Source organism: Bacillus sp. JJ664 (genome assembly GCF_036962205.1).
In the GTDB taxonomy this organism is placed as follows: domain Bacteria; phylum Bacillota; class Bacilli; order Bacillales; family Bacillaceae_G; genus Gottfriedia.
Genome location: NZ_JBALMS010000001.1, coordinates 28,844 through 44,115, shown reverse-complemented (window position 1 = coordinate 44,115; position 15,272 = coordinate 28,844). Strand labels below are relative to the sequence as shown.

The 15,272-nt window shown below is 33.3% G+C and carries 14 protein-coding genes and 2 other annotated features; of the genes, 2 read left to right on the top strand and 12 right to left on the bottom strand.

Annotated features, from left to right (window positions below; all coding sequences use genetic code 11):
- A partial coding sequence (locus V7056_RS00235; RefSeq protein WP_499698370.1) for an MBL fold metallo-hydrolase occupies positions 1-730 on the top strand: 730 nt, incomplete at its 5' end.
- A gap of 64 nt (positions 731-794) precedes the next feature.
- Here V7056_RS00235 and V7056_RS00230 read toward each other — a convergent pair.
- The 4 genes from V7056_RS00230 to V7056_RS00215 form a co-directional block, all read right to left on the bottom strand.
- Positions 795-1,163, bottom strand: a complete 369-nt coding sequence (locus tag V7056_RS00230; protein WP_499698369.1) for a VOC family protein — start codon at positions 1,161-1,163, stop codon at positions 795-797.
- Between the two features lie 122 nt (positions 1,164-1,285).
- Complete coding sequence (locus V7056_RS00225) at positions 1,286-3,022, bottom strand: aromatic amino acid hydroxylase (protein WP_499698368.1); 1,737 nt, start codon at positions 3,020-3,022, stop codon at positions 1,286-1,288.
- Between the two features lie 448 nt (positions 3,023-3,470).
- Positions 3,471-3,702, bottom strand: a binding site (T-box leader).
- 50 nt (positions 3,703-3,752) lie between these two features.
- Positions 3,753-3,984 (bottom strand) — a binding site (T-box leader).
- A gap of 454 nt (positions 3,985-4,438) precedes the next feature.
- A complete protein-coding gene (locus V7056_RS00220) occupies positions 4,439-5,392 on the bottom strand; it encodes an ABC transporter permease (protein WP_499698367.1) in 954 nt (317 codons plus the stop codon).
- Positions 5,393-5,470: 78 nt separating this feature from the next.
- Positions 5,471-6,367 (bottom strand): ABC transporter ATP-binding protein, encoded by an 897-nt coding sequence (locus V7056_RS00215; RefSeq protein WP_499698366.1) that lies wholly within the window; start codon positions 6,365-6,367, stop codon positions 5,471-5,473.
- Positions 6,368-7,074: 707 nt separating this feature from the next.
- Between V7056_RS00215 and V7056_RS00210 the strand changes: the two genes are divergently transcribed.
- Positions 7,075-7,644: a biotin transporter BioY gene (locus tag V7056_RS00210; RefSeq protein ID WP_499698365.1), complete on the top strand. Its 570-nt coding sequence runs from the start codon at positions 7,075-7,077 to the stop codon at positions 7,642-7,644.
- Positions 7,645-7,802: 158 nt separating this feature from the next.
- Here V7056_RS00210 and V7056_RS00205 read toward each other — a convergent pair whose 3' ends face one another.
- The 8 genes from V7056_RS00205 to V7056_RS00170 form a co-directional block, all read right to left on the bottom strand.
- On the bottom strand, positions 7,803-8,318 hold the full coding sequence (locus V7056_RS00205) for a GDYXXLXY domain-containing protein (protein WP_499698364.1): 516 nt from the start codon (positions 8,316-8,318) through the stop codon (positions 7,803-7,805).
- On the bottom strand, positions 8,308-9,546 hold the full coding sequence (locus V7056_RS00200; RefSeq protein WP_499698363.1) for a DUF2157 domain-containing protein: 1,239 nt from the start codon (positions 9,544-9,546) through the stop codon (positions 8,308-8,310). Before V7056_RS00200 ends, V7056_RS00205 begins: the two co-directional genes overlap by 11 nt.
- Before the next feature lie 259 nt (positions 9,547-9,805).
- A complete protein-coding gene (locus V7056_RS00195; protein ID WP_499698362.1) occupies positions 9,806-10,276 on the bottom strand; it encodes a DinB family protein in 471 nt (156 codons plus the stop codon).
- A gap of 182 nt (positions 10,277-10,458) precedes the next feature.
- Positions 10,459-11,988, bottom strand: a complete 1,530-nt coding sequence (locus V7056_RS00190) for an acyl-CoA carboxylase subunit beta (RefSeq protein WP_499698361.1) — start codon at positions 11,986-11,988, stop codon at positions 10,459-10,461.
- Positions 11,989-11,993: 5 nt separating this feature from the next.
- The gene (locus V7056_RS00185) at positions 11,994-12,773 is read right to left on the bottom strand and encodes an enoyl-CoA hydratase (RefSeq protein ID WP_499698360.1); all 780 of its coding nucleotides are present in this window, start codon (positions 12,771-12,773) and stop codon (positions 11,994-11,996) included.
- Positions 12,774-13,685 (bottom strand): hydroxymethylglutaryl-CoA lyase, encoded by a 912-nt coding sequence (locus V7056_RS00180; protein ID WP_499698359.1) that lies wholly within the window; start codon positions 13,683-13,685, stop codon positions 12,774-12,776.
- 10 nt (positions 13,686-13,695) lie between these two features.
- Positions 13,696-13,917 carry a biotin/lipoyl-containing protein gene (locus V7056_RS00175; protein ID WP_088000948.1) on the bottom strand — a complete coding sequence of 74 codons (222 nt, stop codon included), beginning with the start codon at positions 13,915-13,917 and terminating at the stop codon, positions 13,696-13,698.
- A 10-nt stretch (positions 13,918-13,927) separates the two neighbouring features.
- Positions 13,928-15,268: an acetyl-CoA carboxylase biotin carboxylase subunit gene (locus V7056_RS00170; protein WP_499698358.1), complete on the bottom strand. Its 1,341-nt coding sequence runs from the start codon at positions 15,266-15,268 to the stop codon at positions 13,928-13,930.
- Between the last annotated feature and the right edge of the window lie 4 nt (positions 15,269-15,272).

The window sequence follows — 15,272 nt, the reverse complement described above, 5'->3', positions numbered from 1 at the left end:
ATTTATTGGTTGTGGTGATGCTTTTAGCAAAGTATTAGGGCATAATAGTGCCTTGCTTACTTTTAATCAAACAAATTTATTAATCGATATTCCAGATTCGAACTATTATCGAATAGATAAAATGGGATTATCTTATAGTGATATTGATAACCTATATATCACTCATTTGCATGGAGATCATATTAATGGACTTGAGAAATTAGCATACTTTAGAAAATTTATCTCTCCATTAGAGCAAAAAGACAAAACTGTGAAAAAGATCAATCTATACTTACATGAAACATTGCTAGACGGCTTATGGGAAAGTGTAAAAAATGGATTAAAATTCACAAATGATGGTGAAAAAAAATTAGAGGATTATTTCAATATATATACTGTAACTGATTCCTTTCAAATCGATGGCGTACTATTTAATTTATCCCAAAGTCAACATGTTCCAAACATGCCTGTTTTCGGCCTTTTTGTTGAAGACGAATTTTTCTATTCAGCAGACAGCGTTTATAATCAACCATTATTACAAAGCTTACTTCCAAAGGTGAAGAAAGTATTTTATGATATTCATTTCTATCCATTTCCAATTCCCGTACATGCTAGCGTTCGAGATTTTGAAACATTACACATTGAGGATAAGGAAAAAGTCTATGCTATGCACTATGACGATAGTAAAGTAAATACTTTATGCATTGAAGGTATAAAGCTAGTCCAACCATTTCAAAAAATTCATATTTAATACACATAAAAACCACTGAATATGATCATTCAGTGGTTTTTCTTTATAACATGATCATCAATTCTTAGTGAAATTCTAAGAACTCAATGCGATTTCCAAATGGATCATTCACAAAAAATCTTGTTCGACCTTCTATTGGAGGTTCTTCTTTTATTTCCATTTTTAGTAATATCAATCTTTCTCTTAACTTTTCAATATTTGTAACGATTAAACCAGGATGAGCTTTTTTAGGATGAATATGATCTTCTTGGATACTAATATGAATTTCTTGATGACCACAACTAAACCAACAGCCACCTCTACCTTTTAAGTTTTCTGGTTTCGGTATTTCCTTCATTCCAAGAAGGTCGCCGTAAAATTTCCTTGCTCTATCTTCCCCACCCTTTGGTGAAGTAATTTGAATATGATCGATGCCAATTATTTCAAAACCCATTTAATCCACCTCTTCATTCATCGTTCTATCGCATTATATTATTTTCCATCTCTAGCATATCAGAACATATAAAAATGAAAAGCATTACCTCAAATTGAAGTAATGCTTCTCATAACGAATGACTAAATTAATTTCAGTCCGTTTGTAATCAGATTTTTCAGTGAATTAATTTTACTTAATTCTTCTAAATCCTTTTTAATAGGTAATACTAAATGATTTAATTTTGGATTTACAATTGATAATTCAAGTAATTCCAAACGTAATAACCAATCTTCTTTATGCGAACGATTTAGTTCATCATGCGTTTCAATTAGCTTTTTAATACAATCATCACAGAATGTATTCTTCTCTCTAATGACTCTAACTTGTTGGTATAGTTTTTCTAATTCAGTTAATGGTACTGGCGTTTCCTCAACAACTTCAACTTCTTTTAGTGAATGATTAAAGTAAGTAGCTGGATCAGCTGCACCTGGGTAAGCTGATGTTACTTTAGAACCAACAGCCATATCAAAAGTGCCCCATTCCTTCTTAAACAGTTCTTTACCTTCATAAGTAACTGTGCAGTCCTCAAATGAAATTAAAGCAACTTTTTGATTATTTTTAATGATATTCACAACTCTTCCGGAAGCGCTTACATTGCTTGAGAATTCTAAATCAACATAGTTTCCTACAACAATACCTAAATTTTTAAGCATGTCATCGTCACATTCTTCTAATTCTATATTTCCTTTAAGAAGTCCGATTGGTGTACCAAATCCTTTTGCATGGTAATTCTTACCGTGACCCTCTAATTGTTGATGATTAACTGATAATGCAGTCTCTCCAGTTGTATTAACATAAATTGCTTCACCATTTTCATCCTTTAAAATTGCGTGAACAATTCCTGTTACACTTAAGCCTGAATTTAATTCAAATGTCGCAACGCTTTTCGATTTTAGTGCCTTATCTAAGCTTTCAGTACCACCAACGCGGAATGCCATTGTATTTGCTAGTTCTTCAGCACCCTCCATTAGCTCTTCAAAACTTTTACATACAAATAATTGTGATTGCATTTCCGTTATATTTTTTGGATGCAACGTAGCAGCCTCTACAGAGAAAGGCAATCTCTCTACAGCATCTGTAAAGCAATGTGTACTTTCACCAACCGATGATAATAAACCTGCACCGTAAATTTTTGGTCGATCAACATCGCCTATTAGACCATATTCAACTGTTCTCCAGAATACGCGTGAAATTTTTTCAGCTTCTGAAATGCCTACAATCGCGTTTTGTTTTTCCTCAACCAATCTTTGAGCCGCTGCTTTTTCTTCGACAGTTGATTTTGGATCTTCCATTACAATCGTTAAGTTTCTTACAGCCTCGAATAATTCTTGCTTTTCCTTAGTAGCAAAAGCTTTTGCACCAATTGAACCAATTTTTTGTACATATTCTCTAAAAACTGGGTCAAATAAAATCGGCGCATGCCCAGCTGCTTCATGAATAATATCTGGAGCAGGTGTATATTCAATGTTTGTTATTTGTCGGATTTCTGTTGCGATTGGTAAAATTCCATTTGCCAATAATTCAAAAAATGCTGCACCAGGAATTAATCCATTTACAATTCCAGCACCCCATCCAATTTTAGAAAGGCACTCGTTCATTTCAGCAACATTCGGAATTTTTTCCGTTTCAATTCCAGATTGTTTTAATCCATCAACAAATGCAGCGTGCGCTTTATCTTTTAAAGCATGATGATTTTGTCGCATAACATAACGCCACACAGCATGATCAATCGGTGTGTACAGATCATAATTTTGTTCAGACAAATATTGTTTTAAATGAGGTGGTATTATTTTTGTCTCAAAAGCAGCTTCTTTCATTTCTCAGTTCCCCTTTTTTTGTTTTTCACATAATAATCTATTACCTTACTTTCTTAAAAATACCCGTTTCATCTATTCTTGCTAAGCTTTTTTCGAGCATTTCTAAGCAAGTATTCATCATTAAACCATTTCTACTTTTTCCAAATTACTCCTTCTTTCCCCATAATCTTTTTTTATTCTGTATAAATAGTCATACTCATCAATCAAAAACATCACTCCTTTCAAAATTTAAAAGTGGAACCGCCTCGCTCAGGACCGACAAGCATAAGACAAAGTTCAGTGAAGGTTGCTCTTTAACCTTTACTGGGCTTTGGCTTATGACCTCGAGGGACTAGGCGGTGGAACTAGACATCACGAAAAGTGGAACCGCCTCGCTCAGGACCTACTTGTCTTAAAAACTGTCTTTATCACTAAGGCCTAAAATAAAAAAAATCCCTACTGTTTACACAGTAGGGACGAACATTCAAGTCGCGGTACCACCCTAGTTATTAGTACCAAAATATAATAATACTAATATCTTCATTTCATAACGGCTCTTCGCCGTCTTCCCCTCACTAATTCGTTTCGAAGAAGATGCTCCAGGACTGTAATTCATGTTGTTTTTTGTACTGATTTGCACCAACCATCAGCTCTCTGTCACAGGGAAAACATCACTACTTTGTTCCTTTCATTGCTCTACACTATTCAATTCATTTTCACTTATAAATAAAAAAGTCCCTACTGTCTACACAGTAGGGACGAAATGGTTAAATTCGCGGTACCACCCTAAACTATTAGTATGTAAATTAATATACTAATATCTTCATTTCATAACGGCTCTTCACCGTCTTCCCCTCACAAGTTGCTTCGAGGAAGATGCTCAAGGATTGTAATTCATGTTGTTTTTTGTACTGATTTGCACCACCATCAGCTCTCTGTTACAGGGAAAACACCACTACTCGAGTTCCTATCATTGCTTTTCGTCATTTGATTAATAACAACTTTATTCCTAAACGAAACAAATGTCAACATTTTTTTATATTAAAATAAAACTATATCGATATAGATAAATCCAGTTTATCTACTCTGATTACATTACAAAAAAAAAATTTTATCAATTGAGCGACTACCAGGACTGGCCAAATTTATGCTTAAGTAAGATATACAACCGAAACCTTTTCACACAAAAACAGTTAATTTACATGGTTCGAAAGCAATCATTCTTGATCATCACTTTACTTCAATGTCTCAACATTATTTCTACTAACCAGAATTCTCACATATCCTCTCAAGCCAACTTCATTTTAAAAAATATTATATCGTTATAACTTTTCGTTTTATACTTTCAAAATTAAAATTTAGTTTTACTCTTAACAATACAACGCAAATCAATAAAAAAGCACAATCTGAATAGATTGTACTTTTTAAACATAAAATTTATGCAGTTACATCTCGTTTTGAAAATACATAAAAGGCTAAGAATAGGAAAACCACTAAATAACATATTAGCATGATGCATGAGAAAATCATCGTCATCCCTTCAACTAGAGGTGCTCCATCCATATATTGCATAAGATTTGTGTTTGCAAAAAGGATGTATTTAGCCCATTCATATTTAGATGCAACGATCGTAGTAATCACATTCCCCATAAATAATAAAAATATAGATAAACCAATTGCAATCGTATTGTTTCTAAAGATTGTAGAAACCATAAAAGCCATCGTAGCAAGCATAAATGTCTCAATGAAACTTAATAAATATAGCTTTGCAGAATATAGTAATCGACTTTGCTCTTCAACATGTCCATCTACATATGCTAAGTAAGATGGATTCCCATCAGCAGTTCCAAAAAGTATTAAACCTATTACTAGAGACGCACAAAATAAAACTGCTAAAAATACAAGACCAAACAGAATACTAGTTAAATATTTTGATAAAATAATTTTACTTCTAGAATATGGTCTAATTAATAACAATTTAATCGTTCCCCAGTTAAATTCACTCGCTACAATATTTGCCGCAATAATAATTGTGAATAAACCGACTAGTACTATCACGTCTTTGGTACTGTCAATAAATGTCCAAACATTTCTCTCCCCATTAGGAGCTATATTATGTTTTATTCTATATTCATTGACTGCTATGTTTTTTTCAATAAATTTTCTATTTGGATCGTTTTTACCATATTCTTTTATATCTTTTTTCATTCCATCCGTTTCTTTTTGAAGTACTTGTTTCCATTCAGTATTAGTTACTTGTTGAGATTTACCCTCCGAATATTTTGTAAAAGCACCTATCACTCCCACTAAAATAATAACAAGCGCCATCATTACAAGAGTTCCCGGTCTTTTTATAATTTTTATCCATTCATTTTGTATCAATTTTATCATGGTCATATTCCCTTCTCTTAGAAATACTCAAAGTATGTATTTGCAATTAATTACAATTCACTATCTTACACCGTTGAATTACACATTCGTTATTTCAAGGAAACGGTCTTCCAATGTTTTTGAATTCACCTTAATTCCATATATTTTTATGCCTGCATGAACTAATTTTTCAATCATTTCTGGAACGTCTTCTCTAGATGCTTGAACATAGATATCACTTTCATTAATATCAACACTATATTTTGACAGTACTTTTTGAGAAGCACTTACATCACTAACTTCAACAATATATGTTTGAGATTCTTCGTTAATCAGTTCATTTACTGTTTGGACACCAACGAGCTCACCTTTTTGAATAATGCCAATTCGATCACACATCATTTCCATCTCAGATAAAAGATGACTAGATACAATGACAGCCATCCCTTTTTCTCGTGTTAATTTTTGTAAGTAATCCCTCATCTCACGAATACCAGCTGGGTCAAGTCCATTGGTTGGCTCATCTAAAATAAGAACTTTTGGATCATGCAATAAGCATTGTGCTAATCCCAATCGCTGCCTCATACCGAGTGAGTATGTTTTTACTTTACTACGAATCGCACTTGTTAAACCTACAAGCTCAACAACCTCGTCAATTTTCTCTTTTGTAATTCCTTTAACCATTCGTGCATATTGCATTAAATTATCGTATCCGCTTAAGAATTTATATAACTCTGGGTTTTCAACGATTGCACCAATATTCGCAACAGCTTTTTCAAAGTTTGTTTTTATGCTGTTTCCATTGATTATTACATCACCTTCAGTAATACTCATTAATCCAACCATCATCCTAATAGTCGTAGTCTTACCAGCACCATTTGGACCTAAAAACCCAAAAACTTCTCCTTCATAAATATCAAAACTTAAATCAGAAACTATTTTCTTATTTTTGATTACTTTGGTTAAACCCTTCATTTGTACAATCGATTTTCCCATGTTGTCCTCCTTTTTAGCTGTTTAACAGTATTTCAAAATAAAATAAATCCACCATACATCTTATTCTATTAAATTATTAGAAACCCTTTAAAAATGTTAAATTTTTCCTTTTTTATAATGTTATGTAATATAATAGCTCATTTTGTGCACATAATCCTAGATAAAAAATCAGATTGTACAATCAAAAATGAAACAAGCGTAATATTATATACAAATGGATCAATGAGCCAATTTTTAATAGTTAATAGAATAAAAGGCTTCACATTACGTCTAAACCATAAAGAAATACAGATAGAGCATTATTGGAGCTTAACATAAAGTTAGACATAGCTCGTTCTTGAAATATACTTTTAAACAATTTGTCATACGATTTAACACAATTTAATTTGTAATGCTCCTAAATGAAATAGTATCAACTGATGATCGATATTCACATGCCTAACTATGCGATTTTGATGGAGGATACTTGATTGATAAACTATTTAAAATTATTTATGTATATTGTTTTTTTACTTATCGCAATTTATTTGGATATAAAATTATAATTTTTAACCCTTTTGAACAGATAAAAGAGAAAACCAAATTAATGGTTTTCTTTTTTTATGTCCAATTTAGTTATTGACAATTTTTCCTTATAAAATATAATTAACTTAGCATATGTTAACTAAAAATATAAATAAGTTAACATTAAGAATGGGGGATTTAAAATGCAACCTGAAAGATTGAAAATGCTTATTACTGCAGCTTTATTTGCATCGATTATTGGTATACTTGCACAAATATCTATTCCTTTACCATTTTCTCCGGTACCAATTACAGGTCAAACGCTAGCAATCGGACTTGCTGCAACAATTTTAGGTAGAAAATATGGAACAATTTCAGTACTAATCTATTTAGCAATAGGTGCGATCGGAGTACCTGTATATGCTGAGTTTTCAGCTGGATTTAGTGCACTTATCGGTCCAACTGGTGGCTATTTAATTGGATTTTTACCAACTGTGTTGATCATTGCTTACTATATAGAAAAAACTAGTTTCACAGTTTTACAAGTATTCATAGCAAATACGATCGGAATGCTAGTTACATTACTATTCGGAACAATTTGGTTAAAAATCTCTCTAGATTTAGGATGGAAAGCAGCACTAACAGGTGGATTTTACCCGTTTATCATTTTAGGTCTTGTTAAAGCTTACTTAGCTTCTACAATTGGCGTAATTGTAAGAAAGCGTCTTGAGAAAGCTAATTTACTAAAAGTAGAAAGCAATATTTCAGCTTAATATTAAAAGAACCCTTTTGTAAGGGTTCTTTTGTTTTGAATTTATCTTTTTAATTAAACGTTTGTTTAGTTATTTGCCTATACTCCTCTGCACTATTTATTACATGATAAATAAGTCTTTTTATAAGAAAAACCACTCTAATATGAGTGGCTTTCCTGTTAGTTCGAGACATCAACAGTTTGAACAATCGCACGATCCTTTTTGTGTTTTACGGTTACAATATAATCTTGACCTGGTTGATTATATTCATCCATTTGATGTTCTGGAATATAAAACCGATCAAGATTATGGTTGATATTGATTACTTTTTCGCCATTATCATATGAATCATATAAATATGATATTTTAGCACTAATATATTTAGATTTTTCAGGACGTTGATCTGTTACAAAATCAAAAACGTAGAATCCCTTTTCACTCTTTTTGAACACAATGTAAATCTTCTGCCCTTCTTTCGGCTTCGCTTTACCCTTCCATTCCTTATCGGTAATTTCATCAAATTTATATGAAAGTGCTGCATAGTGACCTAATAATGGCTCGATTGGATCTAAGCTTTCAGCCTCAATCTTAAAAGTGTCAGCAGTTTGTTTAAAGTACAATATGCTCCCAAGTAATGAAAGCAGCAAAATGTACTGTACGAGTGACAATAATATTAGTTTCTTTTTATTTTTCATATTCATCACCTCTTGCTTTTTTCGATTGAATAAAGACGATATATAGTATAGCTGCAAGTATAATGAATACGATTGATTTACCTATGAAAGTAACAGATAATCCAGTGTAAATACCAATTACAAGAATAATAAAAGTAATAAAGCCAATGATCATGCTTCTTTTTTCTTGGTGAGAAACACCAAAGAATAAGCGAATACAAGAATATGTGAATAAGATGAAGACACCAACAATCATATTAGCTAATTCGTCTTGGATACCCAAAATTGGTAATAAGAAAATGAATAAATAAATCCAAAGATAATTTTTGATCTGCTCATTATTTTTCCATTTTCTATAAACAGTATAAACAGCTAACAAAATGATCAATAACATTAAAATATTGAAAACTGGAAACGCCAATTCTTTTTGAATTTCATGAATTACATCATATGTTACTCCCATGGTCGTCGTAATAAAGGTACCAATCCAAATAAATGGCGTAATGAAAGGAAGTAATACATAATCAATCACTCCCCACTCATTAAGTAGCCACAGAACAAATATTACCGCTATGATTGGAGTAATATGCTGACCATCAGAAATCGTCTCAAAAAACACGATGATTATATATCCTAAAAAAGTATAATTGAAACTCGCATTCCAAGGAGTTTTCATTTTCATTAGAAAATAAATTGAACACAGTAATAATGGTAGCTGTAAAAGATATACAAAAGATGTTCCATTATCAGCACTATAGTTTAAACTAAATAATCCAATTCCTAAGAATAAATAATAAAACATATCATGCCTTAAAAAGTAATAATAAAGAAAGGCTAATAATGTCCAAGTAATAAGAAAGATTGGGCTATCGCTAGAAAATTGGTACATTTGTACAATTAGAACGAAAGCGCACGCATATCCAATTACATTTATGAAATTCAAACAATTTCCGAAAAGCTCTTTTCCTTTTTGATAACTAATAAACGCCGCTGAATGAAAAATGATTAATGTAACAAAAATAATGACTAATCTAATTGCTTGATCATAATTATTCCAGTTGCTTCCAACAAGCGCTAGTATTGAAAATGCAACTAGTAAAGCAATAAGAAAGGGTACGATATTTGTTAAAAATGACTGTTTCTCACTTTTATTCCTATGATTTTCATAGGTTAGAATTCTGCTCATAGTCTCGTCATCTATTAACTCATGAGACCGCCACTCTTTTAGTTTTTGATCGATTTTATTCATTGTTTGCCCCCTGTTTGTAGTGCAAAATAAATACGCTACTTTAACATCGTAATATTTCAATGGATTATGAAACTTTAATGTTTCATAATCATTATAAGCTCCAAATACTGTTTCTAGTATTAATAGTTCTAAGATTTAAATAATTAAGAGAATGAATCAAACGTTTGTTTAACTATTTGATAAAAAAAGAAAGCCCTCCATTTCTGGATTGCTTCCTTTACATGTCTTATCCTTTATACTTCAATATTCCCTATATCTATTAATCCCAAATATTTGGTCGTTCAATATTCATTGTTCGCATGTAATCCAATAATTGGCCAGTATGAACAGATTCATGATAAGCCACTCTTAGCAACATATCTCCTAAAGTACGGATATATCCAACGTCTGAACGATCTATTTTTACATTCTCCAGATCAGACACTTCTATCGATTTAATATAATTAATAAATTCATCACGAAGAGGTAATGCTCTGTCTAAATCATCTTGCACATTCGTAAATTCAATTAAGTCGTATGGATTCTCAGGATTTGATATACTTTTTCTATTTTGTAAGATTTGAAGATAAATATACTCACTTTCTAGTACATGCCTAACCATTTCCGCACAAGTTAAAGCTTTTTCATCAGGCTTCCAATTTAACATATTAGTAGGAATTGCCTGCCAAACTTTCATACTTCTACGTCTTATTTCTTCAAAATTTAGTACAATTAAATCGATTTGACTCATTAAAATCCCTCCTTATATTATTAGTAAATTATACCATTAATTAATCCATAATTCGAACTAATGTTCTTGTTCGAATTGAACTATTTTATAGTTTCTGCATTTATTGTAGATTCTCCTTTGAACCAATTGGAAGTTACTGCATCATAAAAAAAACAGCCCTTTTTCAAGGACTGTTCAGTTATTTAAACTGGATAAACACCGTGCTTTTTCGTGCTTGGCGTTTCGTATGATTCCGAGTAATATTCAAATCGCTTAATTAGTTCAGAACGTAGCTCTTCTGGTTGAATCACAACATCCACGACTAATTCTGATGCTAATCGATAAATATCAATATCCTCTGAATACTCTTTACGTTTTTCTTGAATGAATGCAGTTTGTTCTTCTTTTGGTAGGCTTGCAATTTTGTTTGCATATACTGCGTTTACGGCAGCTTCTGGGCCCATTACCGCAATTTGAGCAGATGGGAATGCAATTACACAATCCGTTTCAAATGCAGGACCAGCCATTGCGTATAAACCTGCACCGTATGCTTTACGAACGATAACCGAAATTTTTGGCACAGTCGCGTTACTCATACTGTATAGCATTTTCGCACCGTGTCGGATAATTCCTGCGCGTTCAACTTTTGTACCAATCATAAATCCAGGTACATCCATTAAGAATAGTAAAGGAATATGGTAAGCATCGCATAAATTGATAAATTTAGCTGCTTTATCTGCTGAATCTGGGAATAATACCCCACCTTTAACCTTAGGTTGATTCGCCACAATACCAACGCTTCGTCCATCAATTCTAGCAAAACCTGTTACTAACTCAGGCGCGAATAATTTTTTAATTTCAAAAAATGAATTTTCATCTACTACTCGATCGATAAATTCATAAATTGAAAATGGTACGTTTTGATTCCCTGGAATAATTTCAGCTAATGATTTTTCTTTAACAACTGGGTTCTTTGCTTCTACAACAGGAGACCCTTGTTTAAAGTTTGCTGGTAAAAATGATAAATACTCTTTTACTTGTCGAATTGCATCTTCTTCTGACTCACATAAAACATCCCCACATCCTGAAACTGAACAGTGCATTCTAGCTCCGCCCATTTCATCGAGCGTTACTTTTTCACCGATTACCATCTCAGCCATACGAGGTGATCCTAAATACATAGAAGAGTTGCCTTCAACCATGAATACAGCATCACAAAATGCTGGTATATATGCACCACCTGCAGCAGATGGGCCAAATAATAAACAAACTTGAGGTACTTGGCCAGACAGTTTAATTTGATTATGGAATATTCGCCCAGCTCCACGTCTTCCTGGGAACATAAATACTTGGTCAGTAATACGTGCTCCAGCTGAATCTACAAGGTAGATTAATGGGCATAGCATTTTTTGACAAGTTTCTTGGATACGAATAATCTTCTCTACCGTTTTTTCACCCCAAGAACCTGCTTTTACAGTAGAATCATTTGCCATTACACAAACTGTACGACCATTAATCTTTCCAATTCCTGTAATAATACCGTCTGCTGGAAACTCATCATTTACACAATTGGCAAACAAACCATCTTCTACAAAACTATCTTTATCTACTAGCTGATTAATTCTTTCCCTAGCAAAAAGCTTCCCAATTTTAGCGTTGCTCTCATGATACTTTTCTTTCCCACCAGAAAGTATTTGGTCTTTTCGAGCTTGATATGTTGCTTCGTTTGACATGTGAGTTACTCTCCTTTATATTGTGGTTGACGTTTTTCTTGAAACGCATTTAAGCCCTCCATACGGTCTTCAGTATGTAGTAGTCTTTCGTACTCATAAGTTTCTAATCTTAAACCTAAATCTAATGGTAGATCGAAACCAGATTGAATTGCTTTTTTTGCTGCACGTATTGCAAGAGGTCCCTTACTTGCAATTGCTTCACAAATTTCTAATGCTTTATTTTGTAATTCATCTAATTCAACAACATGCTCCAAAATTCCAATTTGCTCGGCTTCTTGTGCACTTAATCGTTTACCTGTATAGATTAATTCCTTTGCTTTTCCAATTCCAACCAAGCGTGGTAGTCTTTGTGTTCCACCAGCTCCGGGAATAATCGCTAAAGATGTTTCAGGTAAGCCAACTATTGCTTCTTTATGAGCAAGTCGAATATCGCAAGCTAAAGCAAGTTCCAAGCCCCCACCTAGTGCAACGCCATTAATCGCAGCAATTGCTGGCATAGGAAGCTTTTCAATTTTAAAGAATAGAGATCCAATCATTGCAACTGTTTCCCTAGCTTCATTTTCAGTCATGCCTCTTCTTTCCTTTAAATCGGCTCCACTGCAAAAATAAGAAGAACCACTGCCTGTAAATAAAACTGCACGAATCTCTGATGCTTTTGATAATTTATCCATTTCATCATGAAGAGCTTCTAGTAACTCGCGAGATAAGGAATTTGCTTGTTTTGTCCGGTTAAGCGTAAATACTCTTACATGACCAATATCATTCACAAGTAAACAGGATTCCATTTAAATACTCTCCTTTGAACCATTCCATACGGAAAATAATTTACTAACTGGCGTCAAGTTCATCGCCTCAGAAATATAATTAGTCGCATGGTGAAGTTTCTTTTCATCAACGCCAGTTGAAATACCTAATCGATGAAGTAATGAAACAATATCTTCAGTTGCTACATTTCCGCTTGCACCCGGAGCATATGGGCAACCACCTAATCCTCCAGTTGACGAATCGAATCTTTCAATTCCAAATAACAACGAAGTATAAAGATTTGCCATTGCACGACCGTATGTATCATGAAAATGCATTGCAATCTGATCATTAGATATTTCTTTTAATAAGTCTTCTAGAAATTCATTCACTTGATATGGTGTAGCAATTCCGATTGTGTCTCCAAAAGAAATTTCATCAACACCGCACTCAACTAATTGATTGGCCATCTTAATAACCTGAACAGTATTGATATTACCTTCATACGGACAACCAAATACTGTTGATATATATGCCCTTGTTGTTTTTTTATGCTGTTTACATTCAGTGATCATCGAACGGATCTCATTCATTGAATGCTCGATGCTAGCATTTTTATTTTTCAAATTATGTGTTTCACTGGCAGAAACGAAAAAATTAATTTCATCTGCGTCAACTTCAAACGCACTCATTAGTCCTCTTTTATTTGGGACAAGTGCTGCATACGTAACCCCATCTTTTTTGTTAAGTTTTGTGAATAGATCAACGGAGTCACTAAGTTGAGGAATCCAGTCCGGCCTAACAAATGAAGAAACTTCAATATAAGATAAACCGCTTTCTACCAATAAATCGATCCATTCAAGCTTCTTTTCTGTTGGAACAAATTGTTTCTCATTTTGTAACCCATCACGTGGTCCAACTTCCCTTAAAATAACTGATTGAGGTAGCTTCATCTATTTACTCCTAACCTAGTTTTTCAACTTGGATTAATGAGTCACCTTCATTTACAAAATCGCCTTCTTGCACAAATACATTTACAACCTTACATTTATATGGTGCAGCATGCGGTATTTCCATTTTCATAGATTCCAAGATTACATATTCTCCGTCACTACTAATTTCGTCACCTACTGCAACTAGTAATTTCCAAACGCTACCTGCCATCATTGCCGTTAAATTTTCCATTATATAAACCTCACTTTACTTTTTGATATTCACTGATAAAATTAGTCGCATAATCGCCTTCTTGGAAGCCTTTAGTAGAAAGAATATCAATTAAAAATGGCACATTCGTTTTAATTCCTTCAATACGTACACCTGATAAATACGACTGTAGTTGAGATACTGCATCTTTTCTTGTTTTTGCAGTAACAATTACTTTTGCTAAAAGTGGATCATAAAATGGCGATACAACCCATCCATCGTAAAGATGTGTATCTACTCTCACGCCTTCAACTTCTGGAAAACTACAATGTTGAACAGTTCCAGGAGATGGGAAAAATGTTTTAGGATCCTCCGCATAAACCCTTACTTCAATCGAGTGTCCATTCATCTCAACATGATGTGGACGAATTGGAAGAATTTCGCCAAATGTAATGCGGAATTGCCATTCAACTAGATCAATTCCTGTAATCCCCTCAGTAACTCCGTGCTCTACTTGTAATCTAGTATTCATTTCTAGGAAATAAATATTTTCGTTTTCATCTACTAAAAATTCAATCGTACCTACATTTATATATTTCATTTTCTTTGCAATCGTAAGTGCATACTCTTCAAGCTTCTTACGGCCATGTGAAGAAAGAAACGGTGATGGTGCCTCTTCAACAACCTTTTGGTTTCTTCTTTGAATTGAGCAGTCTCTTTCGAACAAGAATACGATATTTCCAAGTGTATCTGCTGCAATTTGAGCTTCAATATGCCTTGGTTTTAAGATTGCTTTTTCAATAAACACATCATCATTTGCAAAGAATTGAAGCGCTCTTGTTTGAGTTGCAACGAACTCCTTTTCAAGCTGTTCTTGATTCTCAATTAATTTCATACCAATCCCGCCACCACCACTTGAGGCTTTTAACATGACTGGATAACCAATATCGAATGCAATTTCTTTTGCTTCTTCTACCGATTGAATTGGATGAGAGTTCCCTTTGATGACAGGGATATTTAATTGCTCCATCAACTGTCTAGCTCTAATTTTTTCACCCATCATTTCTAAATGTTCAGGTTTAGGGCCAACAAATAAAATTCCAGCTTCTGCACATTTTTTAGCAAAATCACTATTTTCTGATAAGAAACCGTAACCTGGATGAATTGCAGTTACGTTGTTTGCTTTAGCCAATTGAATAATATAATCGCCATTTAGATACGTATCTTTCGTATGATTTCCTTTAAGAGGGAAAGCCTCATCACTTAACTTAACATGCAAACTTTCCTTATCAGCCTCTGAATAGATAGCAACAGTTTGATAACGCAGTTTCTTACATGTTTGGATAATTCTGCATGCGATTTCTCCGCGGTTTGCAATCAGTATTTTGATCATATTC